The sequence below is a fragment of the Tenacibaculum ovolyticum DSM 18103 genome, assembly GCF_000430545.1.
Classification (GTDB): domain Bacteria; phylum Bacteroidota; class Bacteroidia; order Flavobacteriales; family Flavobacteriaceae; genus Polaribacter; species Polaribacter ovolyticus.
This window is the reverse complement of the sequence record NZ_AUMF01000021.1, coordinates 46,968-72,648: the sequence shown is the minus strand read 5'-3', so window position 1 is coordinate 72,648 and position 25,681 is coordinate 46,968. Positions and strand designations below refer to the sequence as shown.

Below are 25,681 nucleotides of genomic sequence, written 5' to 3'. Positions count from 1 at the left end.
ATTGAGAACTTCTATTATCAAATTATAAAATTAATCTAAAAAGACAATACGGTTACTAATTATATATTAGCCTATGTTTATAAATTTACTATTATCATTCTTTTTATTAAAACATTATTAATCTAAAGATATTTATTCAAATAGCACTAACATCTCAACCTATAATTTCATAATTTAGCCATTTAAATCCCATCATTCTTTGAGGTATTTTATTGAATTAGCTTATAAAGGAACAAATTACCATGGTTGGCAAATACAACCAGACGCAATTTCGGTACAAGAAAAAATAAACAATGCACTTAGTACTATTTTAAGACAACAAATAGTTATTACAGGTGCTGGTAGAACAGATGCTGGTGTACACGCATCACAAATGTTTGCTCACTTTGACACAACTATAACTTTATCTGAAAACTTTGCTTTTAAATTAAATTCAATTTTACCTGACGATATTGTAATATATTCTATTAAATTAGTACATAATGATGCACACGCTAGGTTTGATGCAAATAATAGGTCTTATGAGTATAAGATATGGCTTGGTCGAAATCCTTTTTTATTAGATAGCTCTTGGCAATTGTATAACCAACAGCTTAATATTCAACTAATGAATCAAGCCGCGATGATTTTATATGAATATGAAGATTTTGAATGCTTTTCGAAAGTAAAAACAGGTGTTCATACTTTTAATTGTAAAGTAACGAATGCATTATGGGTTTTGAATGAGAATGAATTAGTATTTCATATTAGTGCAAATCGTTTTTTAAGAAACATGGTTAGAGCCATTGTTGGTACCCTTATCGATATTGGAACCGGTAAAACTACAATTGATGAATTTAAAAACATTATAGAAAGTAAAAACAGAAGTAATGCAGGAACCTCAGTTCCGGCAAAAGGATTATTTTTAACAAAAGTAGAATACGATTATATATAGTGAGTAAAACAACAGGAAAAGCATTTGATATTAAAATTTTTGTAAGACTTATGAGTTTTGCAAAACAATACCGTACTCGGTTTATTATAGCAACAACATCAACTATACTATTAGCGCTCTTTGCAGTATTGAGTCCTATTTTACTAATGGAAGCAATAGAAGATTTTGTTACTCATAAATATTTAACAAGACTATTGTATTACACAATAGCAATGCTAATTGTTTTACTAATACAAGTAGTATTTCAATTTAGTTTTATTTATTATGCTAACTGGGTAGGCCAACACATCATTAGAGATATTAGGGCTAAAACTTTTAGAAAAATTTTGAGTTTTAAAATGAGTTATTTGGATAATTCATCTGTTGGTAAACTCGTTACCAGAGTTGTTTCAGATATCGAAACAATTGCTAATTTTTTTACACAAGGTGTTTTTATGATTATTAGCGACATCTTAAAAATGATTCTCGTTATTATTGTAATGCTTTATACTAACTGGAAACTAGCTTTCATTGCTTTGGTAACCTTACCTATTTTAATTTATGCCACAAAAATATTTCAGATAGCTATAAAATCTACTTTTCAAGAAGTTAGAAATCAAGTATCAAATCTTAACGGTTTTGTACAAGAAAGAGTTACAGGAATGAAAATTGTGCAACTTTTTAATCGTGAAAAGATAGAATATAAAAACTTTGTTAGTATTAATGATAAACACAAAAAAGCGCACGTAAAAACTGTTTGGTACTACTCTATATTTTTTCCTATTGCTGAAATACTATCATCAATAGCAATTGGTTTAATTGTATGGTTCGGAGGAATTCAAGTCATAGAAGGTGAAGCAACAAATATTGCTGTTATTATTGGTTTTATAAAAATGGCTCAAATGCTATTTAGACCATTACGTCAAATTGCTGATAAATTTAATCAATTACAAATGGGGATTGTAGCTGGTGAGCGTGTTTTTAATATAATTGATACCGAAAGTTCAATTAGCAAAAAAGGAACAATCACGACCAAATCTCTACAAGGAAACATTTCTTTTAAAGATGTTCATTTTAGCTATATTAAAGGTGAAGAAGTTTTAAAAGGAATTAGCTTTAATGTTAAAGAAGGAAACACTATTGCCATTGTTGGAGCTACAGGCGCAGGAAAATCAACTATTATTAATTTAATAAATCGTTTTTACGAAATAGATAGCGGTACTATTTATGTTGATGACATCCCTGTAGAAAACTACCAAATTGACTCTTTAAGAAAAAAAATTGCGATTGTTTTACAAGACGTATTTCTTTTTTCTGACACTATTTTCAATAATATATCTTTAAAAAACAAAAATATTTCTCTCGACGAAGTTAAAGAAGCAGCTAAAAAAATTGGTGTTCATGATTTTATCATGACATTACCTAATAATTATTACTACAACGTTAAAGAACGCGGCGCAATGCTTTCTTCAGGGCAACGACAGTTAATCGCTTTTTTACGTGCCTACCTTAGTAAGCCTAGTATTTTAATATTAGACGAAGCTACATCATCTGTAGATACCCATTCTGAACAGATGATTCAACATGCTACTGATGAAATTACAAAAAACAGAACTTCAATTGTAATTGCACATCGATTAACAACAATAAAAAAAGCAAATACCATTATTGTTATGGATAAAGGTAAAATTGTAGAACAAGGAAATCATAATGAGCTATTAAATAAAGAATTTGGATATTATAAAAACCTCTATAATAAACAATTTAACGCTAAAATTACTTCGTAAATAATTTTTTTAGAAGGTTCATTATAATACATTTGTATTAATCAATCTATAAATTAAAAAATCATAAAACGATGAAAAAAGTAATTTTAACTATGTGTGTTGCTGGTGCTTTATTAGCAACTTCTTGTAAGAACGAAAAAGAAGGAGCTAAAGATGTAAAAGATACAACTGTTGAAGCTGTTGAAAAAGCTACTGAAGCGACTACTGAAGCTGCAACTAAAGTTGTAGAAGGTGCTGAAAAAGCTACTGAAGCTGTTGCAGAAGGGGCTGAGAAAGCTACTGAAGCTGTAAAATCTGCAATTGAAGGAATAACTATTCCTGAATTTAAAGACCCTAAAGTTGGAGCATACTTACAGTCTTACACTGAGTACGCTAAATCTTATATTGCTGCTAACGGAAGTGTTTCTGAAATTACTAAATTAGCTCCTAAAGGTGCTGAATTAGCTACTAAAATGAGTGCTATCGCTGGTTCTTTAGATGCTGAAAGCGCTGTTAAATTTAGCAACGTAATGACTGCTATCCAATCTAAAATGGCTCCTGCTGCTAAATAATTTTAGACTTTTATAAAATTAAAAAGCTCGCAATTGCGAGCTTTTTTTATGCTGTTAAATCTTTTTCTAACTTCATAAATAAATCTTCTGGCGTTTTATACAAAACAAAATCACCGTCTTTTATATATGATATTTCTCCAGTTTCTTCAGAAACCAATAAACAGATTGCATCTGTTTTTTCTGTTACACCAATAGCTGCCCTATGCCTTAAACCATAACGTGATGGTATTTTTGTACTATCAGAAATTGGCAAAACCACACGTGTTGCTACGATATAATTATCACGAATTACAGTTGCACCATCATGAAGTGGGCTATTTTTATAAAATATACTTTCTAAAATCGCTTCATTTACCAAAGCGTTCATCTTATCACCATTATTAATTAAAAAATCGAGGTTATTTGTCTTTTCTATCACCAACAAAGCTCCTGTTTTGGTTTTAGACATACTTACACAAGCTTTTAAAACTGTTTCAATGTCAATTTCTGAATTGATTTCTGTTTTTAAAAACTTTAATTGATTTAAAAAACCTCGTTGTGTAGAAAAATTAGTTGTCCCTATCATTAATAAAAACTTTCTTATTTCTTGCTGAAACACAATAATTAAAGCAATAACTCCTCCTGACAATAAGTACCCCAAAATACCACTTAACATCTCCATATTAAGTGCTTGGGTAATTTTCCAAATAATAAAAATAAAAGCAATTCCAATAACAATATTAATTGCAACGGTTCCTTTTAACAGCTTGTATATATAGTACAACAATACAGCTACTAAAATAATATCAAGCACATCTAAAAACGAAAAATCGATAAAATCTAAATTCATTAATTATTTGAAGTTTTAGTAAAAGTAATCATTTTACAGTAACTTTTGAGACAATCTTAATTGCTTCAACAGCTTCTTTTACATCATGAACCCTTAAAATACTAGTACCATTTAATAACGCAATTGTATTTGCAACCGTCGTTGCATTTAAAGCTTCTTTTGGCAAAATATCTAATAGTTTATATAGCATAGATTTTCTGGAAACCCCCGTTAAAATAGGTACTTCTAAATTTTTAAAAAGTGATAACTTTTGCAACAATTCGTAATTATGTGCTATTGTTTTTCCAAAACCAAAACCAACATCAACTACAACATCGTTTACTTTTAATTGACGGAGTTTAAACAATTGCTCTGCAAAAAACGAGATCACTTCAGTAACCACATCTTTATAAATTGGATTTAGCTGCATATCCTGAGGTTTTCCTTGCATATGCATCATAATATAAGGCACTTGTAATTTTGCAATTACACTAAACATCTCTTCATCCATCTTTCCTCCCGAGATATCATTTATCAATGCTGCACCTGCCTTAATCGACTCTTCTGCAACACTACTTCTAAAAGTATCTACTGAAATAATAACCTCTGGGAAATTTCTCACTAACAATTCAACTACAGGTAAAATTCTATTTAACTCATCCTCTTCAGAAATATGTTTAGCTCCTGGCCGTGATGAGTACGCACCAACATCTATAAATGTAGCACCTTCGTCTAACATTTTTTTAGATTGAACAAGAATTTCTTCTTCATTTTTATACTTACCCCCATCAAAAAAAGAATCTGGAGTAATATTTAAAATTCCCATTACTTTAGGTGTCGAAAGATCTATTAAACTTCCTTTACAATTAATCGTCATCATAATAAATTTCCAAGTAAAAATAAACGAAAAGCTTGTAATATTTACTATTTTTGGTCAATACTTTTAAATAAAAAAGATGCAGAACACATCCAAACAATATGATGTAGTAGTAGAAGAATGTAGAAGTTTGTTTATTAAAAAAATGAGCGATTATGGTAGTGCATGGAGAATATTAAGACTCCCTTCATTAACTGATCAAATATTTATAAAAGCGCAGCGCATACGTCAGCTACAAGAAAATACAGAACGTAAAATCGATGAAGGAGAAAAATCAGAATTTATAGGAGTTATCAACTATTCTATAATGGCACTTATCCAACTAGAACTCGGTGTTGTTGAGCAACCAGATTTAAATACAAACGATGCTACTTCTTTATATAATACACACATAAAGATTACCAAAGAGTTAATGGAAAATAAAAACCATGACTACGGAGAAGCTTGGAGAGACATGAGAATTTCTTCTTTAACAGATTTAATCCTTCAAAAATTACTTAGAGTCAAACAAATTGAAGATAACCAAGGAAAAACATTAGTTTCAGAAGGAATTGATGCGAATTACCAAGATATGATTAATTATGCTATTTTTGCATTAATTCATCATTCAGAATTAGACAGTTAACCTTAAACCCCAACATATGATTTTAAAAATATTAACACACATATCAAGAGTATTAGTAGGTTTGTTATTCATTTATTCAGGATTTGTGAAATTAATTGACCCTATTGGTTCTCAATACAAGTTTCAAGAATACTTTAGTGAAGATGTTTTAAATATGGAATTCTTAATTCCTTATACTTTACCATTTGCAATACTTTTAATTATAATAGAACTTGTTTTAGGAGTTATGCTTTTAGTTGGTTACAAACCTAAGTTAACTGTATGGAGTTTATTTAGCTTAAACCTAGTATTTTTATTTTTAACTTGGTATTCGTACGTATACAACAAAGTTACAGACTGTGGATGCTTTGGAGACGCAGTAAAGCTAACACCAAAAGAAACTTTTTACAAGAATGTAATATTTATGGTATTTATAATAATCCTTATTTTAGGATTAAAACACATAAAACCGTTAACATCAAATAAAATTGGAGCTATAAAAACTTACGCAACAGTATTTATATCTTTATTTATAACCTATTATGTTTTACATCATTTACCTATTATCGATTTTAGAGCCTATTCAGTAGGAACAGATATTGTAAAAGCGATGGAATATACTGAAGATGGAGAAATTGGACCTATTCATGATTTTGAAATAGGAACAGAAAATGGTGATCAGCTAGAAGAAATGATCAGCAAAGATAAAGCTATGCTAATTCTAATAACCACTCTTGAAAAAGCTAATAAAGAAGGACTTATAGAAATTTCTAAAACCGCTGCTAAGGCCAAAGCAAAAGGTTACAGTATATATGTACTTACATCAGATATTATGATGGCTGATGTAATTTATGACAACAACACACAAAAACTAGATGCCTTTAAAAGCAAATACAATTTACCTTACACTTTCGGTAGCTGTGATGAAAAGGCTATTAAAACTGCAATAAGAGCAAACCCAGGGATTATAACTGTTGAAAAAGGAGTTATAGCTGGTAAATGGAACTGGACAGATACTGATGATGTTATTTTAAAATAATAAAACAGTATTTATAAATAATAAAACCTCGCAAATTTGCGAGGTTTTATTATTTTAGCACAAATATGAAGCAATTAATACTCGTTTTTATTGGCGGTGGATTTGGTAGCGTTTTAAGGTTCTTTATCGGAAAGCTTTTAAACAATACTCAAACAGGTATTCCTTACGGTACTTTTACAGCAAACATTTTAGGTAGTTTACTTATCGGTATAATTTTAGGACTAGCTGCTAAAAACGAAACTCTAACACAAAATCACACGCTTTTACTAGCTACAGGTTTTTGTGGAGGTTTTACCACATTCTCAACCTTTGCTTACGAAAATCATATCTTTTTAAAATCAGGTGACTTTGCTTCTTTTGCCTTATACACAATTATTAGTTTTGTTTTAGGCTTTTTAGCAGTTTTTGCAGGAATCTATCTAATTAAATTTATTTAAAACATGAATCAAACAATTCAATACACTTCAGAAGACAAATATGTTACCATAACTTTAAACAACGGCAAAGTAAATGCGATATCACACGAAGTAATAGATTCTTTAAATTTATTATTAGACAAAGCAAAACAAGAAGAAAAGGTTGTTATACTTACAGGACAACCTGGAATGTTTTCTGCTGGGTACGATTTAAAAAGCATGACAACATCTCCTGAATCTGCTTTAGAACTAGTAACAAAAGGCTCTAAATTATCACACAGAATGCTATCTTTCCCACACCCAATAATTATTGCCTGCTCAGGACATGCAATAGCCAAAGGTGCTTTTTTATTACTTTCTGGAGATTACAGAATTGGTACTGAAGGTGATTTTAAAATAGGCTTAAATGAAGTAATGATTGGAATGACAATGCACAATGCTGGTATCGAAATAGCAAAAGCACGCTTAGCCCCTGTTTATTTTGAACGAAGCATAAATAACTCAGAAATTTACAACCCTAAAGATGCTATTACTGCTGGTTTTTTAGATAAAATTGTTCCTGAAAACCAACTATTACCTACAGCCATTAAAACTGCTGAAATGTTTTCTAAATTAAACAAAAAAGCGCATGCAGCGACTAAATTAAAAGTTAGAGAAAACTATTTAAATGATTTAAAGAAAGCAATAGACTTAGATATAAAAAACGGATTAACACCTCCTGCTATAAAATAAAAAATAGTTTTATTTCACATATGCCTTCACTCCTGCTTTTATATCAATATCTAGATAATTATCTCTGGGAGTTATAGGGCATGAATATCTATTACTATAAGCACAATAAGGGTTATATGCCGTATTAAAATCAATAATTATAGTTCCTGTTTCACTTTCATCAGTAGTTAAAACATCAATAAATCGACCTCCTTCATAAGAGGTTTTCCCATTCGTATTATCTAAAAAAGGCAAAAACAAGTGATCTATATATTCCAGTTGCGGCTTCAACTCTTGGTAAATAGCTAATTCAAAATCTTTTTTATCAATAGAGAAAGAAACGATTCCGTACTTTTTATATACAGCAACCCTATCGGTTGTAGTAGGAAAACTAAATGTTGGCGCATCTGGTGTTTTAACAATTTTCGCAATTACTCTATACTTATCATCTTGCCTAAAAAAACTTAATCCTTTAAATTTTTTCAAACCTTTTTTAGTTAAAGGTGATGTAGTAGCATCCTTAAACTTAGCATTCATTTCTTTTTGAAAACTAGAATCTCCTGCATTTTTTCTTTTCTTTTGACTACTACATGACTGAATAGTAATTATAAGAATTAATAGTAAAATGTTCTTCATTTAGTTTATGTATTTTATACTTTGTACTTGAATTAATATAATACTGGTAATTCAACTTTCTTTTATTTACCTCTAAAAAATCACCTCTTCAATTAAATAGAAGACACTCATAAATAAAACCCGAAACATCAAAAATACTTTATTACCATCTATTTATTCATAATATGAAGCAATATTACCAAGAAAACCTATTCTTTTTATTAAAATAATCCCAATAAATTTGATAGATTAATAAAAAAATACTATATTTAGCTTGATAGATTACATCTATAATTGATAAAAAAAAGAAGAAATCAGGCTCTAATGAACTATATAAATAAAATTTATAAATAAATAAAACAATTTGATCGTTTTATTACAAATTATAATAAAGATTAATATATATTTGTCGCCCATTTTACTTTATGATTTGGCCGTTTTGTTTAAAACAAAATCAATTACCAGACTAAAATCTAAAAGATAATTTAATTAACATAAGTAAGTATTTTATGAATTCAGAATTAATTAGCAAAGCAGATGAATTTGAGCACAGAAAATTCAAATTTATTACTACTAGCGATAGAATATTAGCTTCAAGAGAAGTCAAAGCCTTAATACTAGAAATAAACGACGTATATAAAGAAACGAAAGACACGGCTCTTATGGACGCTATGAAACGATTGACAGTTGTAAAACAAAGAATTGAAAAACGATTAAAAGGAAAACCTTTAACTGCATAAATTTAGCACAACAATAAATAACGCTTTATTGCGTTTAGTATGGTGAGAAGAATAATCTTCATCAATTGTTGTTCTCAATAATATTTATTCTTGATAAAAGTTCTAGTGTATAACTAGAACTTTTTCTTTTTTCATAACTATAGAGATATCTAAAATTATAAAAAAACACTTTTTCTAAACAAAAAAGCGAAATAAAAAAACAACACCATCTTACTTTTATTATTTTTTTTAGCTAAAAATAAATTATTTTTCAACTCAAAAAAAAACATATACTAATCAAAATCAACCAATTAATATACCCCTCAAAAAAAGAACAAAAACATCACTTAAAAAAAAATAAAAAAAAGTTTGTCAGTATCCAAAAACATTATATATTTGCATCGTTTTTAAAGGCAAACAAGCCGATGTAGCTCAGCTGGCTAGAGCAGCTGATTTGTAATCAGCAGGTCGTGGGTTCGAGTCCCTCCATTGGCTCATAAACAAAAAAGTGTTAACTTAAGTTAGCACTTTTTTTATGCACATATTTTATTAAATTTGTTTCCATAATTTTATCTTAATAAAGTTCAATGAAAAATATATTTGTAATAGGAATTGCAGGAGGAACTGGAAGTGGTAAAACAACTGTAGTTAATCAAATAATAAACGAGCTCCCTCAAGATGAAGTATGCATCATATCTCAAGACTCATATTACAGCCAAACAGATAATTTAAGCTACGAAGAGCGTACAAAAATAAATTTCGATCATCCTAGAGCCATCGACTTCGAATTACTTGTTAAACATTTAAACGATTTAAAGAGTAATAAAATCATCGAACAACCTATTTACTCTTTTGTAGCGCACAACAGAACAAAAGACACCATAAAAACACATCCTCGAAAAGTTATAATAGTTGAAGGTATTTTAATTTTTAACAGCAAAGAGCTAAGAAACCTTTGCGACATTAAAGTTTTTGTTCATGCAGATGCTGATGAGCGATTAATAAGACGTCTACGCAGAGACATTAAAGAACGAGGTAGAGATATTGATGAGGTTTTAAGCAGATACCAAAGCACATTAAAACCAATGCATCAACAATTTATTGAACCTACAAAAAACTATGCTGACATTATCATACCTAATGACAGATACAATACTGTAGCTATAGATATCGTTAGAACAGTAATTAACGATCGTTTATAACATGAACTTAAAATCAATAAAAAACAAACCTTCTTTTAAAATAGCAACAAACATTTATGTTGTTATTTTAACTGTATTTGTTATATGGATGCTTTTTTTTGATGAAAATTCTTACCTTACGCATAGAGAATTTAATAAAGAAATTGAAGAACTAGAGGTTTGGATAGATTACCATAAAAACAAAATTGAAAAAGACAAAGAAACCATAAAAAAGCTTCAAAACGACCTTCAACTAGAACGTTATGCTCGTGAAAGGTATTTAATGAAAAAGGAAAATGAAGATATTTATATTATCGAATTTGATACCATACAAAAATAATGGACAATTATCTATTTAACGAATTCAGAGAAATTAGCGCTCCTGAATGGAAACAAAAAATTCAAGTAGACCTAAAAGGAGCTGATTATAATGATACACTTCTCTGGAAAACAGATGATAGAATTACCGTTAAACCTTTTTACACAAAAGAAGACAGAACCAATACAAAAATAGAAAACTCCGAAAAGGGGTTCGTTGTTTGTCAGTCAATTTATATTGAAAACGAAGAAAAAAGTAATTCATTTGCCATCGATTCTTTAAAAAGAGGAGCTAAATCAATAGAGTTTAAAGCTAAAAACAAATTTAACTACAAAGCTCTTCTAAAAGACTTAGACATAAAAAATACCATCTTCTATTTTAATTTGAAATTTATAGATGCTGATTTTACTATCGAATTGTCTGACTATATAAAATCAAAAAACTGTTATTTTAACATAGATATAATAGGCAACTTAGCCAGTAGTGGTAATTGGTTTACCAATTTAACAGACGATCACAAAGAACTTGAGAGAATAGTTAACAAAACTAACAACTCAATTTGCATTAACACCTCTGTATATCAAAATGCAGGAGCAAACATCACACAACAATTAGCATATGCTCTTGCGCATGCAAATGAATACTTAAACCATTTCGGTAGTAAAATAGTTAATAAAATACATTTTAATTTCTCTGTTGGTAGTAATTACTTTTTTGAAATTTCAAAACTAAGAGCTTTTAGAGTCTTATGGGCATCTCTCTTAAAAGAATACGACATTAAAAACAACAAAACACACTTATTCGTATTACCAAGCTTACGAAATAAAACGTTGTACGACTACAATGTAAACATGCTACGTACAACATCTGAATGCATGAGCGCTATTTTAGGCGGAGCAGATACTGTTAGCAATATTTCTTATGATGACTTTTTCCATCATTCTAATGAGTTTGGCGAACGTATTTCAAGAAATCAATTACTAATTCTACAACAAGAAAGTGAGCTATCTGAAGCTCAAAACTTTGCTAACGGAGCTTATTACATAGAATCAATCACTCACCAACTTTCACAAAATGCTCTAGAAGTATTTAAAACAATTGAAAAAGGTGGTGGCTTCTTAAAACAACTAAAAGAAGGTATTATTCAAAGAAAAATTAAAGAATCAGCGAACAAAGAGCAACAAAAATTCGACTCTGGAGAAATCGTTTTATTAGGATCTAATAAATTACAAAACGATAAAGATAGCATGAAAAATGATTTAGAACTTTTTCCATTTTCTAAAATCAGAAATGATCAAACGCTTATTCAACCAATTATTCAAAAAAGATTAGCCGAAAAGTTAGAACAAAAACGTTTACATGATGAGTAGAAAAGACGTATCAAAAATACAACTAGACAAAAGTCAAAATTCAAATACTAAAAATAAACAGCACGAAGGCTTTATAGCTGGTATTGCACCCAACTTACGCGGCCCATACTCTACAATGTATGTTCGTAGACCTTGGACTATTCGTCAATACGCAGGATTTTCAACAGCTGAAGAAAGTAATGCTTTTTATAGAAGAAATTTAGCTGCTGGTCAAAAAGGACTTTCTGTTGCTTTTGATTTAGCTACGCATCGTGGCTATGACTCAGATCATGAACGCGTACAAGGTGATGTTGGAAAAGCTGGGGTAGCTATTGATTCAGTAGAAGATATGAAAATTCTATTCGACCAGATCCCTTTAGATAAAATGTCTGTTTCAATGACAATGAATGGTGCTGTTTTACCCATTCTTGCTTTCTATATTGTTGCTGCTGAAGAACAAGGTGTCGCTCCAGAACTTTTATCTGGCACTATTCAAAATGACATTTTAAAGGAGTTTATGGTACGTAATACATACATTTACCCACCTACTCCATCAATGAAAATTATTGCAGATATCTTTAAATACACATCTGCCAACATGCCTAAATACAATTCAATCTCTATTTCGGGTTACCACATGCAAGAAGCTGGTGCTACTGCTGAAATAGAATTAGCCTACACCTTAGCTGATGGATTGGACTATATTAAAAAAGGATTAGAGGCAGGTATGGATATTGATACTTTCGCTCCTAGATTATCTTTCTTCTGGGCAATTGGAATGAACCATTTTATGGAAATTGCAAAAATGCGTGCAGCAAGAATGTTGTGGGCTAAAATTGTAAAACAATTCAATCCCAAGAATTCAAAATCATTAGCTTTACGAACACATTGTCAAACAAGCGGATGGTCTTTAACAGAACAAGATCCATTTAACAATGTTGCTAGAACAACAATAGAAGCGATGGCTGCTGCTTTTGGCGGTACACAAAGCTTACACACAAACGCATTAGACGAAGCGATTGCTTTACCTACAGATTTTTCTGCACGTATTGCTCGTAACACTCAAATATACCTACAAGAAGAAACACAAATTACTAAAACTGTTGATCCTTGGGCCGGAAGTTATCACCTTGAAGAATTAACTGAAGACATAACCAACAAAGCTTGGGAATTAATCAAAGAAGTTGAAGAATTAGGAGGAATGACGAAAGCCATTGAAAAAGGAATTCCTAAAATGCGTATTGAAGAAGCTGCAGCTAAAAAACAAGCTAAAATCGACAGCAATCAAGATGTAATTGTTGGTGTTAATAAATATCAATTAGAACAAGAAGACCCCTTGCATATTTTAGAAGTTGACAATGAAGCTGTACGTTTATCTCAAATCAATAGGTTAAATGATATAAAATCTAAAAGAGATCAATCTAAAGTTAAAAAATCTTTGTTAGATTTAACAGAATGTGCAAAATCAAATAATGGAAACTTACTGGACTTAGCTGTTAAAGCAGCTAGAGACAGAGCTACTTTAGGCGAAATTTCTGATGCCTTAGAAAGTGTATTCGGTCGTCACAAAGCAGTTCACAAAACTATTTCAGGTGTGTATAGTAAAGAAATAAAAGACGATAAATTATTTAAGAAAGCTATTAAATTTGCCGATAATTTCGCAGAACTTGAAGGTAGACGACCTAGAATTATGATTGCTAAGCTAGGGCAAGATGGTCATGATCGTGGCGCAAAAGTTGTTGCTACTGGCTATGCCGATTTAGGGTTCGATGTAGATATAGGCCCTTTATTTCAAACGCCACAAGAAGCTACAAAACAAGCTATTGAAAATGATGTTCATATTTTAGGAATATCTTCTTTAGCTGCTGGTCATAAAACATTAGTTCCTCAAGTAATTGGTGAATTAAAAAAATACGGAAGAGAAGACATTATGGTAATTGTTGGAGGTGTAATTCCTGCACAAGATTATCAATTCTTGTTCGATGCTGGTGCTGTGGGTGTTTTTGGCCCTGGAACAAAAATTGCACAAGCTGCCATTGACATGTTGACTATTTTAATTGATAGTACAGAGGAGTAAAATATTATCAATGACGCTTATTTATTTTATATTCCTAGAACAAAATAACTAAGCGTCCTTTTTTTTTCTACAAACGTCTTTTTCTTCATTAAAGTCTTACTAATATTACATTAAAAATCAATTAAACTTGTTTTTATAATGTACTCCAATTTTGTAAACTTACTAGAAAAAATATCTACAATCACTACCCCTTTATTATTTATTGTAATAATAATTGAATTAATATTTCTTTTTGTTGGAAAAAAAATAAAATTAAAAAAAGAAAGCCTAGTTAGCTTACTTTGTTTGGCATTCGGAACTGTTCCTTACCTACTCTTCTATGCTTCTTTAGAATTAAATGTAATGAATTGGGTTTACGAAAACCTAAGAATATTCACACTTAAAAACACTTGGTACGTTTGGCTACTTGGTTTTTTGTGTTATGATTTTATGTGGTGGGTTGTACATTACGCAGGACATAAAGTAAGAATTCTTTGGTGTATTCATGGCGTACACCACACACCAAAAGAAATGAACATGAGCGTTGCTATTAGAGGATCTCTATTTGACTTCGTACAATATTTTCACATCCTAGCTTGGCTACCAATAATTGGCCTTAACCCATACATGATTTTAACAATAGATTTATTATCTCGCCTTTATGGGGTTTTTACACATCTAAACGAAACCAGATTCAGAAAAACACCGATACTAAACAAACTACTTATTACACCAATGCTACATCGAGTGCATCATTCTAGTAACAGCACTTATTTAGACACCAACTTTTCTAATGTTTTCTCTATTTGGGATCGATTATTTAAAACTTACCAAGAAGAATTAGATCATGTGAAACCTGTTTACGGAATTACAGCTGACGAAAGTAAAACAATTAACACCGAAAATGTTTTTAGTAGTCAATTTGGGTTATTCAAAGACTTAATAAAAGATTTAAAATCCACCAACAGCTTAAGTGATAAAATAAAATACTTAATTATGCCTCCCGACTGGAAACCATCTCCTAACAACACGTGTAAAAAACTAGCATAAAATCAATATCAAAAGGGAAATAAAATAAGTAGTATATTATACTCTTGTTTTCTAACTTTGTGTTTTTTAATAATCTCGGCTATTACCTTTTCATAAACCTAATACCGTTTTAATAATTTTTTCAAATGCAAATACAATTCATCGATAGAAAATCTGGTAATCTAATTACCGAAACCCCACCTGGTGAAGGTTTTTTAAAATTATTATACAATAATCCGTTTGGAAAAATGGCTATTCTACCAATTGCTAAACGTAAATTTTTATCAGCTTGGTATGGCAAAAAAATGAACAAACTAAGTTCTGTAAAAAAAATACCCTCTTTTGTAAAACAATTAAATATTAATATGAATGAAGCTGAAAAATCTATTTCAGCCTTCACTTCATTTAATGATTTTTTCTATAGAAAATTAAAACCAACAGCAAGACCTATTGAAAATGGGTTTATCTCTCCTGGTGATGGAAAAATGTTAGCCTTTGAAGATATATCAAACATTCATAACTTTTTTGTAAAAGGACGACAATTTACACTAAAAGAATTTTTGGGTAGTGACGAGTTAGCTGAAAAACACAAAAACTCTTCTTTGATTATTCTAAGACTAGCTCCAAATGATTACCATCGTTATCATTTTCCGTTTGAAGGAACACCATCTCAAATGACAAAAATAAAAGGAGATTATTTTTCTGTTTCACCATATGCATTAGCTTCAAACTTCACGAAAGTTTTTTGTGAAAACAAACGTGAATACTGCATTTTATCAACTAAAGAAAAGGGAGAAATTATAGTAGCTCCAGTTGGTGCCACCATGGTAGGAACAATTGTCGAAACTTTTAAACCACACCAATCAGTAAAAAAAGGTGATGAAATGGGCTATTTTGCTTTCGGAGGTTCAACAATTGTATTACTTGCTGATAAAAACAAGTTAAAAATTGATTCAGATATTATTAAAAACACCAAAAACCGCATTGAAACTTTTGTTAAAATGGGAGAAAAAATAGGTTTATAACACTTTTAATTTTAACGATTCCTTTCTTTTAAAAATGATAGAAATCATAAAATTATTAGCGCATTAATACGTAAATTTGCCAAGTTTTATACTTAGCAGATTTACAGATGAAAAAAATCTTAGATATTCTTTACTCTACCCGCTTAACGGCCGTTTTATTTTTCTTATTCGCCGTAGCTATGGGAGTCGCAACTTTTATAGAAAACGATTTCGGAACACAAACCTCAAAAGCTTTAGTTTATAATACTTGGTGGTTTGAATTGATAATGCTATTTTTTGTTGTCAATTTTTTCGGGAATATTTTCAGATACCGTTTATTCAGAAAAGAAAAATGGGGTGTTTTACTATTTCATGCTTCTTTTCTATTAATTTTAATTGGTGCAGGTGTTACTCGTTACATCAGTCATGAAGGAATCATGATTATTGACGAAGGAGAAACTACCAATACTTTTTTTTCAGACACTAATTACTTGAATGTTATAGTAGACAATAATAAGTTTCAAAAAGAAACAAATAACGAATTATTACTTTCTGCATGGGGTAGCAATTCAGCTAAGTTTACTGAAACATTTCAACCCAATAAAAATGAAACACAACATAACATTACTTTCAAATTAGTTGAATACATTCCTTGGTCTGAAGAAAAATTAGTTCTGGATGAAAATGGAATTGAACATTTGTTCTTGGTGGAGAGTTCAAGCGGAAGTAGGCATGAGCACTATATAAAAAGAGGTACAACTCAAAATATTCATAACATACTTGTTAGTTTTGACGTAAGTGATAACAACGCTTCTGTTAATTTTTTTTATGAAGATGGTAATTTGAAGATGATTTCTAAAGATAATGGTGACTGGCTTCGAATGGCTGATCAAAAAAGAGGTCAGATTGTTAAAGATAGTGCACAACACTTTCAGCTTTTAACACTTCATACTATAAAAGGGTTACAGTTTGTTATACCTAAATCTCCTGAAAAAGGGATAATGAAAACACTTTCGGGAAAAAAAGATGATAAAAAATACGACACTGTTATTTTTGATATTACCGCTAATGGAGAAACAAAAAGAGTTAACTTTTACGGGGGGAAGTTTAATGTTGATAATATAGAAGAGTTTAATATCGGTGACTTAAATTTTAGAGCTTGGTATGGTGCTAAAAAACTACAAACACCTTTTAATGTAAAACTAAATGATTTTCAACTAGAAAAATACCCTGGCTCAGAAAGTGCAGCAGCTTATGCTAGTGAAATTACTGTTATAGAGGAAAAAGAAACTTTTGATTTTAGAATTTTCATGAACAACATTTTAGATTATAAGGGGTACAAATTATTTCAATCTAGTTATAAAATTGATGGTGATCATGAACAAACTCACCTTTCTGTAAATCATGATTTTATAGGTACTTGGATTACTTACATTGGATATTTCTTATTATTCTTTGGTTTAATATGTATTTTATTTATTAAAAACACTCGTTTTGATGATTTAAAAAAGGCATTAAATAAGGTAAAAGCAAAAAAAGCAAGTTTGTCAGTAATCATATTATTGCTCTCTTTAAATACAATTGGTCAAGAGCATGAAGCTCACAAACCAAAACAATTTTCAGAATCACAAATAGATTCTATTTTAACAGCCAACAAAGCAAGCATAGAGCACGCTACTAAATTTAGTTCTTTAGTAATACAAGATGTTGGAGGGAGAATGAAACCTACGCACACTTTAGCTTCTGAATTACTTAGAAAAGTTGCACACACCAATAATTTTAAAGGTCTGAATCCTACTCAGGTTTTACTATCTATAACGGAGATGCCAATGCTTTGGTTAAATGTTCCTTTTATTTATTTAGAAAAAGGAAACCCACAAATAAGAGAACTTCTTGGTGTATCTAAAGATACTAAATATGCCAAATTCATTGACTTCTATGACGATAAAGGAACTTCTATAATAGGTAAACGAGTGGTTGAAGCTCAAAAAAAGAAGATTAAAAGTAAATTTGATACCGATATTATTAAAATTGAACAAAGGGTTTGGTTATTATCACAAACTTTAGGTGGAGGTATGTTAAGAATATATCCGATACCTAATGATGAAAATAACAAATGGGTATCACAGCCAGAAACATTAAATGCTGGTTTTAAAGGAACAGACTCTGTATTTGTTCGCCAATCACTACCTGTTTATATGCAACTTTTACAAAGTTCAAAAAAATCAGGAGATTATACTGAAACGAATAAGGTCTTAGACGGAATTAAAAAATTTCAAAAGAAATTCGGAAAAGAAGTGTATCCTTCTGAAGATAAGGTTGAGTTAGAGATTGCATATAATAAATTTAATGTTTTTAATCGATTAATTAAGTATTATGGATTATCGAGTATCCTTTTGATTATCTTTTTAATTACTCAGATTCTTTCATCTAAAAAATGGATTAATTATATAGTAAAAGCTTTAATTGTTTTTATTATAGCTTTCTTTATTCTACATACTTTAGGATTACTTTCTAGATGGTACATTAGCGGAAGTGCTCCTTGGAGTAATGCTTATGAAGCAATTGTATTTGTTGCTTGGGCGACCATGTTATTTGGCTTATTACTTGGTCGAAAATCAACATTAACAATAGCAGCTGCTACTTTTATTACAGCTATTACCATGTTTTTTGCAAGTCTGAATTGGTTAGATCCAGAAATAGCAAATCTTCAACCTGTATTAAATTCTTGGTGGTTAAAAGTTCATGTTTCTATTATTGTGGGAAGTTATGGGCCGTTTTCTCTAGGAATGATTTTAGGTATTTTCACTTTATTCTTAATGATTTTTACAAATTCAAAGAACAAGAAGAAAATGGATCTTCATATAAAAGAACTAACAATTATTAACGAAATGTCTATAACTGTTGGATTGGTAATGTTAACCATAGGTACCTTTTTAGGAGGTATGTGGGCTAACGAAAGTTGGGGACGTTATTGGGGATGGGATCCGAAAGAAACTTGGGCTTTAATATCTATAATGGTGTATGCATTTGTTTTACATATGCGTTTAATTCCGGGGCTAAGAGGTCGTTATACTTTTAACCTTTGGTCTATTATTGCATACGCATCTATAATGATGACTTTTATGGGGGTAAACTTTTATTTATCTGGGTTACATTCATACGCTAGTGGAGACAAAGTAATTACTCCTACTTCAGTTTATTACTCAATTGCTTTTGTTTTTATTTTAGGTTTATTTGCTTGGTTTAAATATAAAAAGTTCTATAAAAAATAAACATATTAATATTTTAACAGAAAGATGTACTTTTGTGCATTGATTAAAAAGAAAAACATGTTCAATAAAAATATAAAGTTAATTATAGCTGCAATCATAGCCTTTTGGGCTGTTTATGAATTTACTCAAATTCATATTATGAATGGAATTTCTATTCTTTTACTTGCTGGTCTTTTCGTATTTTTTTACTTCAAAAATGAATTCATTTTACTTGCATTTATGCAATTACGCAAACAAAATTTTGAAGGTGCTAAAAAATGGCTAGACTATATAAAAAATCCATCGACTGCTTTAATTCAAAAACAAGAAGGCTATTATAATTACTTACACGGAATTATGCTAAGCCAAACCAATATAACTCAAGCAGAAAAATTCTTACGCAAATCTGTTAAACTTGGTTTAGCAATGGACCATGATTTAGCTATGGCTAAACTACAATTAGCTGGAATAGCTATGACAAAACGTAGAAAACGTGAAGCAACAAACTTAATGGCCGAAGCAAAAAAGTTAGACAAACACGGAATGCTAAAAGAACAAATGCAAATGATGAAACAGCAAATGAAGAAAATTTAATTTTATTCATTATTATTTTTAATTTTAACAGAAAAGAATGCAAAAGAAACTAGTTTTAAAAGCTTTTGAAAAGTATGCATCAAGATGGGTAGTTTTAACTATAGATATCATTTTGATATGTATCTCATTTATTTTGGCATATACTGTTCGATTTAATGCTAGCTTAAATTTTGATATTGAAAACTTGTATTATCAAATTCCTTTTATTGCTTTTATTGCTCTTATCAGCTTTCTTTCTGTTGGCTCTTACCGCGGTATCATTAGACACACAGGAACTCGTGATGCCTTTAATGTTTTTGTTGGTGTTACTTTGCTTTCAATGATTACAATTAGTATTGTTTTAATTAACACTACTTTTAAAATAGTTCCAAGTTTTACTATTCCTAAATCAATTGTAATAATACATTATTTAATATCAATTCTAGTTTTAGTTATTAGTAGATATGTTTTTAAGGCTTTTTTTGAGATCATGTCTACAGAATTAAGCACTATAACTAATGTACTCATATACGGCGCAGGTAATTCTGGACTAATTACCTACGGTGCACTAAATAGGGATACGAAGAACAAATACGAAGTAATTGGTTTTGTTGATGATGATGAAAAGAAAATTGGCAAAAAAATTGATCGAGTTAAAATTTATAATGGCCACAAAATAGACCAAAATTTTATCACAAATAAGCACATTAATGAGATCATTATTTCCATTCAAAAAATAAAGCCTGACAAACTTCTTTACTTAACGGACAAGTTATTACAGTTGGGTGTAAAGGTTAAAATTGTACCTCCTCTCTCTAAGTGGATTGATGGTGATTTAGAAGCAAATCAAATTAAAAGTATTAAAATTGAGGATTTACTTGATAGAAAACCAATTTTAATTGACAACCCTATAGTTAAAAGAGATGTTAACAATAAGGTTATTTTAGTAACTGGAGCTGCTGGATCGATTGGGTCTGAAATATCAAGACAACTTAGTTTATATCAGCATAAACATCTGGTATTAATAGATCAAGCTGAATCTCCTTTATATGATTTACAACAAGAACTACTTCAAAAAGGAAGAAAAAACATCACTTTTATAGTAGCTGATGTTAGAGATACTGTAAGGATGTCTTTAATATTTAAAGACTATAAACCTCAAAAGGTTTTTCATGCTGCTGCATATAAACATGTCCCTTTAATGGAAACTAGTCCTTACGAAGCTATTAAAATAAATATTGCTGGTACTAAAAACATTGCTGACTTATCTATAAAAAATAATGTTGAACGTTTTGTTATGGTTTCAACAGATAAAGCTGTTAACCCTACCAATGTTATGGGAGCGACTAAAAGAGTTGCAGAAATGTACATTAGTTGCCTAAGTAGTTCTAATAATCATAATACTAAGTTTACGATAACTCGTTTTGGTAATGTTTTAGGATCTAATGGCTCTGTTATTCCTCTTTTTAAACGTCAAATTGAAAACGGTGGTCCTTTAACGGTTACCCATAAAGAAATTACTCGTTATTTTATGACAATTCCGGAAGCATGTAGTCTGGTACTTGAAGCTGGAACCATGGGTAATGGTGGAGAAATATATATTTTTGATATGGGAAAATCTGTAAAAATATATGAAATTGCTAAGAGAATGATTTATTTATCTGGTTTAACTTTCCCTGATGATATTGATATTAAAATAACTGGTTTACGTCCTGGTGAAAAATTATATGAAGAGCTTTTAGCTAATGGAGAAGATACAGCACCAACATATCATGAAAAAATAATGATTGCTAAAAACCAGCAAATAAATGCTCATGCTATTAGTCATAAAATTAAAAAATTATGTGATTCAAACAAAGATCATGATAATGAAAAAATAGTACAGCTCCTTAAGTTAATTGTTCCTGAGTACAAGTCGAAAAACTCAATCTATGAGCAGTTAGATAATCTTTAATACACATAATATTTAATGATTTTAATAGCAGATGGTGGCTCTACAAAAGCAGATTGGATTCTTCTTGGCAAAGATAAAGAAGAACTTTTCAGAATTAACTCATTAGGTTTGAACCCTTCTATTCTTAAAGAAAGTGAATTACAAAAGATAATTGACAATATTTCTAAATTATCAAGAGTAAAGCAAAACATAAAGAAAATTTACTTTTATGGTGCTGGTTGTGGGACTCAAAAAGCAGTTACTACCTTATCTAAAGTGTTACAATTAAGTTTTATAAATGCTGAAATAAATGTTTTTGAAGATATGCTTGCTGCTGTTTATGCATGTACCCCTAAAAAACCTGGAATTGTTTGTATTTTAGGAACAGGTTCTAATAGTTGCTATTATGATGGTTATAAACCTAATAACCTAGCTCAATCATTAGGTTATACAATTATGGATGAAGCTAGTGGTAACTATTTTGGAAAACTACTACTTAGAGACTTTTATTATAAAAAAATGCCTAAAAGCATTGCTAAATCATTTGAAAAAAAATTTGATCTTAATGTTGATTTCGTTAAAACAAATTTATACTTGAAAGCAAATCCTAATATGTATTTAGCTTCATTTGCAAAGTTTATGTTTGAATATAAAAATGAAAAATATATTAATAAATTAATAAAAAAAGGCTTCAATAAATATTTTAAATATCAAGTACTACCTTACAACAAAGGAATAGAAACCTCTATCTATTTTGTCGGTTCAATTGCATATTATTTTAAAGATGTATTAAAAAAAGTAGCTTTAAAAAATAATTTGGTTATTACAGACGTAATCCAACGCCCAATTGACAACCTAATAAGATTTCATCAAAATAAGAATTATTAACACAATTCTACAACTCTTTCTAAAGCCATGCTTCTTGATCCTTTAATAAAAATAGTACTTTCTTTTAAAGGTTCATTTAAAATATATTTTTCAAGTTCTAAAAATGTTTTGAACTTTTTATGCTCCGTTGTTGTTTTATTAAAATTTTCTCCTACAAAAATCATGGTATCAAACTTAAGTTTTGAAACCAAATCTACCGTTTTCTGATGCTCTTCAGAACTAAAATCACCTAACTCAAACATGTCACCAAGAATAACTGTTTTATGAACTGCTTTATACATTTTAAAGCTATCTAGTGCTGCTTTCATACTTGTTGGATTCGCATTATATGCATCCAATATAATCGTATTTGTTTTTGTTTTTATAATTTCTGAACGATTGTTTGAAGGAATATAACTCTCTATAGCTACTTTTATTTTCTCTTTAGATATATTAAAATGATTACCAATAGTAATGGCTGCTGATATATTTGAAAAATTATATGAACCAATTAGGTTACTTTGAATTTCAACAGATTTAAAAGACACTTTAACAAACGGATTGACTTCAATAAAAAGAATAGATTCATCAAATAGGACTATATCTGCTTTTTTTGTTTTCTCTAATTGAATTGGGTCATTAGGATTTACAAAAACTTGTTTTTTATTGTTTATTAAAAAAGTATATAATTCAGATTTTGCATTAATTACACCTTCTAATGAACCAAACCCTTCTAAATGCGCACTCCCAAAGTTAGTAATGTATCCAAAATTAGGTTTTACTATATCTGATAAGAAAGCAATTTCTTTAGCATGGTTTGCTCCCATTTCAATGATACCTATTTCAGTATCTGAATTCATAGATAACAAAGTTAACGGTACACCAATATGGTTATTTAAATTACCTATTGTTGCTGTAGTATTATATTTTGATAATAATACGCTATTTATAAGTTCCTTCGTTGTTGTTTTACCATTACTACCGGTTAAAGAAATAATCGGTATCGCAAGAAAATCACGGTGAAAACTGGCTAATTTTTGAAGTGTTTTTAGTGCATTATCAACCAAAATAATATTCTCTGATGTTTTAAATGCTACTTCATCTACAATTGCAAATTTAGCTCCCTTAATTAAAGCTTCATTAGCAAATTTATTCCCATTGAAATTATCACCCTTTAATGCAAAAAAAATAGTGTTTTTTCTTACCCTCCTTGTATCAGTATCAACTAAACCATGTTGAATATATAATTTATGTAAATCAGCTATCTTCATATGGTAAAAATAAAAAACCTCATTGAAAATCAATGAGGTTTATAAATATAAATTTTATTCTTTTATTAATTCTTATATTTTGGTGTAGCTGTTTTACGTTTATTTAACATCATTGGCCCCATTTTATCTGTTGCACATCTAAAACCAATAAAGTTGGTAGCCATATATTCTGGAAAATACCTTCTCTGAGCTGGATCTAACCAATACTCTCTATCTGCCCAAGAACCACCTTTATAAACTCTAGATTTATCACTAACTAGTGTAGTTCTTCTTTTTGAGTCGTACTTATAGTTATTAATAGCCTTCCCTAATGAATCTAATTCTTTTTCAGGTTTCTGAGGTGAATTATACATCCTTGAAGCAAGATCTAATTGATCTTTATCTAATTCATAATCTTTTGATGATGCTTGATCTCCATCTCCTAAACTAGAATTATTTGCTAAATTGTAATTTCTTCTCATATAAGTATCTTCCTTCGTAATTGGAATGTACTTAACGCTACCAGGTAAGTCTTTTGGTACAATTCTACCGTTTTCTAAAGTATCATATTCTACTTCACCTAATTCATCACCTACAATAACAACTTTTCCGTTTTGATCTATTAATTTTTTTGTAAAAACGTTTCCTCTAAAGTAATTAAAGTCATTAGCTTCTGAATCAATTATAGGACGATAAACATCTTCTACCCATTCAGCAACATTCCCTGACATATCATATAAACCAAAAGCATTAGGAGGATAACTCTTAGCTGCATTAGGAATATCAGATCCATCACTACTCCAACCAGCAATACCACTATAATCACCTTTACCTTGTTTAAAATTGGCTAACTGATCACCTCTTCTTCTCTTATCTCTATCTCTTGTGTATTTACCAGTCCATGCATATTTCTTTCTACCTCTAATATTATTATATTCACGATTTTCAAAAATAGCTTTTGCTGCATATTCCCATTCAACTTCAGTAGGAAGTCTAAATTTCTGAGCTAAGATACCATCTGATGAAGTTACTTGTCTTCCTGAAAATGCATCTTTAGATGGTTTTGGTTCTCCTTTTTTCCTAGGTAATGGGATTCCTTTTTTATAAATAGTAGAATCTCCATCAAATAGTGCATAGGGGTTCGTTAAATACGTATCTGTATCGAAATTATTCTTTCCTTTAAAACTTAAAGAATCTTCTTTAAAGATATTTTTAATAACACCTTTATCCATTAATATTTTTAGGTTAACAGCGTTTGTACGCCATTTACAATACTTATTTGCCTGTAACCAACTAACACCTACTACTGGATATTCAGCATATGAAGGGTGTCTCAAATAACTTTCAGATAACAAATTAGTATTCCCTAATCCTTTTCTCCAAACTAAAGTATCTGGTAAAACAGATTGGTAAATATTTTTAAATTGAGGTTCTTCTGGAGGAAATATATCTTTAGTATACTGCATGAATAATCCATACTCTGCATTTGTAACTTCAGTTTCATCCATGTAAAAAGAACGTACATGCATTTTTTTCGGAGTAGTATTCCAATCAAACATTACATCATCTTGTACCAGTCCCATTGTGAAACTACCACCTTCAATATGTACCATTCCAGGAGGAGCTTCTTTACTATTTCTCTCCTCACCTTTAATATAACCACCATAACTAGGGTCATTAAAGTTCCATCCAGTTAGGGAAGATTTACCTGAACCACCACGTTTACCACTTTTACAAGAAGTAGCAAACAAGCTAATGATTACCAATAAACTAAATAATTTAAATGTACTTTTCATCTATTTTCAACTATTTTAAGGGTGCCGCAA

Annotated in this window: 23 protein-coding genes and 1 tRNA gene; 19 read left to right on the top strand and 5 right to left on the bottom strand. The window is 30.0% G+C overall.

The features are described from left to right. The first annotated feature begins 199 nt into the window (after positions 1–199). From truA to H518_RS0108450, 3 genes are all read left to right on the top strand, one after another. Positions 200–934 carry a tRNA pseudouridine(38-40) synthase TruA gene (truA, locus tag H518_RS0108460; protein ID WP_028888652.1) on the top strand — a complete coding sequence of 245 codons (735 nt, stop codon included), beginning with the start codon at positions 200–202 and terminating at the stop codon, positions 932–934. Further along, positions 934–2,700, top strand: a complete 1,767-nt coding sequence (locus H518_RS0108455) for an ABC transporter ATP-binding protein (protein ID WP_028888651.1) — start codon at positions 934–936, stop codon at positions 2,698–2,700. The genes truA and H518_RS0108455 overlap by 1 nt, the downstream gene beginning before the upstream one ends. 71 nt (positions 2,701–2,771) lie before the next feature. Further along, complete coding sequence (locus tag H518_RS0108450) at positions 2,772–3,251, top strand: hypothetical protein (RefSeq protein WP_028888650.1); 480 nt, start codon at positions 2,772–2,774, stop codon at positions 3,249–3,251. Between the two features lie 46 nt (positions 3,252–3,297). Here H518_RS0108450 and cdaA read toward each other — a convergent pair whose 3' ends face one another. Together cdaA and folP are read right to left on the bottom strand one after the other, a co-directional pair. Continuing rightward, positions 3,298–4,080 carry a diadenylate cyclase CdaA gene (gene cdaA / locus H518_RS0108445; RefSeq protein ID WP_028888649.1) on the bottom strand — a complete coding sequence of 261 codons (783 nt, stop codon included), beginning with the start codon at positions 4,078–4,080 and terminating at the stop codon, positions 3,298–3,300. 28 nt (positions 4,081–4,108) lie between these two features. Next, positions 4,109–4,936 (bottom strand): dihydropteroate synthase, encoded by an 828-nt coding sequence (folP, locus tag H518_RS0108440; RefSeq protein ID WP_028888648.1) that lies wholly within the window; start codon positions 4,934–4,936, stop codon positions 4,109–4,111. Positions 4,937–5,015: 79 nt separating this feature from the next. On the opposite strand from folP, the gene H518_RS0108435 reads away from it, so the two are divergent. The 4 genes from H518_RS0108435 to H518_RS0108420 all read left to right on the top strand — a co-directional run bounded on the left by H518_RS0108435 (position 5,016) and on the right by H518_RS0108420 (position 7,727). Then, on the top strand, positions 5,016–5,561 hold the full coding sequence (locus H518_RS0108435; protein WP_028888647.1) for a DUF1599 domain-containing protein: 546 nt from the start codon (positions 5,016–5,018) through the stop codon (positions 5,559–5,561). A gap of 16 nt (positions 5,562–5,577) precedes the next feature. After that, positions 5,578–6,579, top strand: a complete 1,002-nt coding sequence (locus H518_RS0108430; protein ID WP_028888646.1) for a MauE/DoxX family redox-associated membrane protein — start codon at positions 5,578–5,580, stop codon at positions 6,577–6,579. A 65-nt stretch (positions 6,580–6,644) separates the two neighbouring features. Beyond that, on the top strand, positions 6,645–7,016 hold the full coding sequence (crcB, locus tag H518_RS0108425; RefSeq protein ID WP_028888645.1) for a fluoride efflux transporter CrcB: 372 nt from the start codon (positions 6,645–6,647) through the stop codon (positions 7,014–7,016). A 3-nt stretch (positions 7,017–7,019) separates the two neighbouring features. Continuing rightward, positions 7,020–7,727, top strand: coding sequence for a crotonase/enoyl-CoA hydratase family protein (locus tag H518_RS0108420; protein ID WP_028888644.1), 708 nt, complete (start codon positions 7,020–7,022; stop codon positions 7,725–7,727). Between the two features lie 9 nt (positions 7,728–7,736). On the opposite strand, the gene H518_RS0108415 is transcribed toward H518_RS0108420, so the two are convergent. Then, positions 7,737–8,342, bottom strand: a complete 606-nt coding sequence (locus H518_RS0108415) for a DUF1684 domain-containing protein (protein ID WP_028888643.1) — start codon at positions 8,340–8,342, stop codon at positions 7,737–7,739. Between the two features lie 488 nt (positions 8,343–8,830). On the opposite strand from H518_RS0108415, the gene H518_RS0108410 reads away from it, so the two are divergent. The 12 genes from H518_RS0108410 (at position 8,831) to H518_RS0108350 (ending at position 22,626) form a co-directional block, all read left to right on the top strand. Next, entirely contained in the window at positions 8,831–9,061 is a 231-nt protein-coding gene (locus H518_RS0108410; protein WP_028888642.1) for a hypothetical protein, read from the top strand. Positions 9,062–9,461: 400 nt separating this feature from the next. Next, a tRNA-Thr gene (locus H518_RS0108400) sits at positions 9,462–9,535 on the top strand. A 101-nt stretch (positions 9,536–9,636) separates the two neighbouring features. Then, positions 9,637–10,242 (top strand): uridine kinase, encoded by a 606-nt coding sequence (gene udk, locus H518_RS0108395; RefSeq protein ID WP_028888641.1) that lies wholly within the window; start codon positions 9,637–9,639, stop codon positions 10,240–10,242. A gap of 1 nt (position 10,243) precedes the next feature. Continuing rightward, positions 10,244–10,561, top strand: a complete 318-nt coding sequence (locus H518_RS0108390) for an FtsB family cell division protein (protein WP_028888640.1) — start codon at positions 10,244–10,246, stop codon at positions 10,559–10,561. Further along, a complete protein-coding gene (locus H518_RS0108385; protein WP_028888639.1) occupies positions 10,561–11,910 on the top strand; it encodes a methylmalonyl-CoA mutase subunit beta in 1,350 nt (449 codons plus the stop codon). Before H518_RS0108390 ends, H518_RS0108385 begins: the two co-directional genes overlap by 1 nt. Next, positions 11,903–13,966, top strand: coding sequence for a methylmalonyl-CoA mutase (scpA, locus tag H518_RS0108380; RefSeq protein ID WP_028888638.1), 2,064 nt, complete (start codon positions 11,903–11,905; stop codon positions 13,964–13,966). Before H518_RS0108385 ends, scpA begins: the two co-directional genes overlap by 8 nt. A 138-nt stretch (positions 13,967–14,104) precedes the next feature. Continuing rightward, the gene (locus tag H518_RS19530; RefSeq protein WP_051263714.1) at positions 14,105–14,995 is read left to right on the top strand and encodes a sterol desaturase family protein; all 891 of its coding nucleotides are present in this window, start codon (positions 14,105–14,107) and stop codon (positions 14,993–14,995) included. Between the two features lie 125 nt (positions 14,996–15,120). Next, positions 15,121–15,999, top strand: coding sequence for an archaetidylserine decarboxylase (asd, locus tag H518_RS0108370; protein ID WP_028888637.1), 879 nt, complete (start codon positions 15,121–15,123; stop codon positions 15,997–15,999). 107 nt (positions 16,000–16,106) lie between these two features. Beyond that, positions 16,107–19,253, top strand: a complete 3,147-nt coding sequence (gene ccsA, locus H518_RS0108365) for a cytochrome c biogenesis protein CcsA (RefSeq protein WP_028888636.1) — start codon at positions 16,107–16,109, stop codon at positions 19,251–19,253. A 57-nt stretch (positions 19,254–19,310) separates the two neighbouring features. Beyond that, positions 19,311–19,826: a hypothetical protein gene (locus H518_RS0108360; protein ID WP_028888635.1), complete on the top strand. Its 516-nt coding sequence runs from the start codon at positions 19,311–19,313 to the stop codon at positions 19,824–19,826. 37 nt (positions 19,827–19,863) lie between these two features. Further along, a complete protein-coding gene (locus H518_RS0108355; RefSeq protein ID WP_028888634.1) occupies positions 19,864–21,759 on the top strand; it encodes a polysaccharide biosynthesis protein in 1,896 nt (631 codons plus the stop codon). 15 nt (positions 21,760–21,774) lie between these two features. After that, on the top strand, positions 21,775–22,626 hold the full coding sequence (locus H518_RS0108350) for an N-acetylglucosamine kinase (RefSeq protein ID WP_028888633.1): 852 nt from the start codon (positions 21,775–21,777) through the stop codon (positions 22,624–22,626). Here the strand turns inward: H518_RS0108350 and H518_RS0108345 are convergent. After that, positions 22,623–23,876: a UDP-N-acetylmuramoyl-tripeptide--D-alanyl-D-alanine ligase gene (locus H518_RS0108345; RefSeq protein WP_028888632.1), complete on the bottom strand. Its 1,254-nt coding sequence runs from the start codon at positions 23,874–23,876 to the stop codon at positions 22,623–22,625. The two genes, H518_RS0108350 and H518_RS0108345, sit on opposite strands and share 4 nt — an antisense overlap. A gap of 65 nt (positions 23,877–23,941) precedes the next feature. Then, complete coding sequence (gene gldJ / locus H518_RS0108340; protein WP_028888631.1) at positions 23,942–25,651, bottom strand: gliding motility lipoprotein GldJ; 1,710 nt, start codon at positions 25,649–25,651, stop codon at positions 23,942–23,944. Between the last annotated feature and the right edge of the window lie 30 nt (positions 25,652–25,681).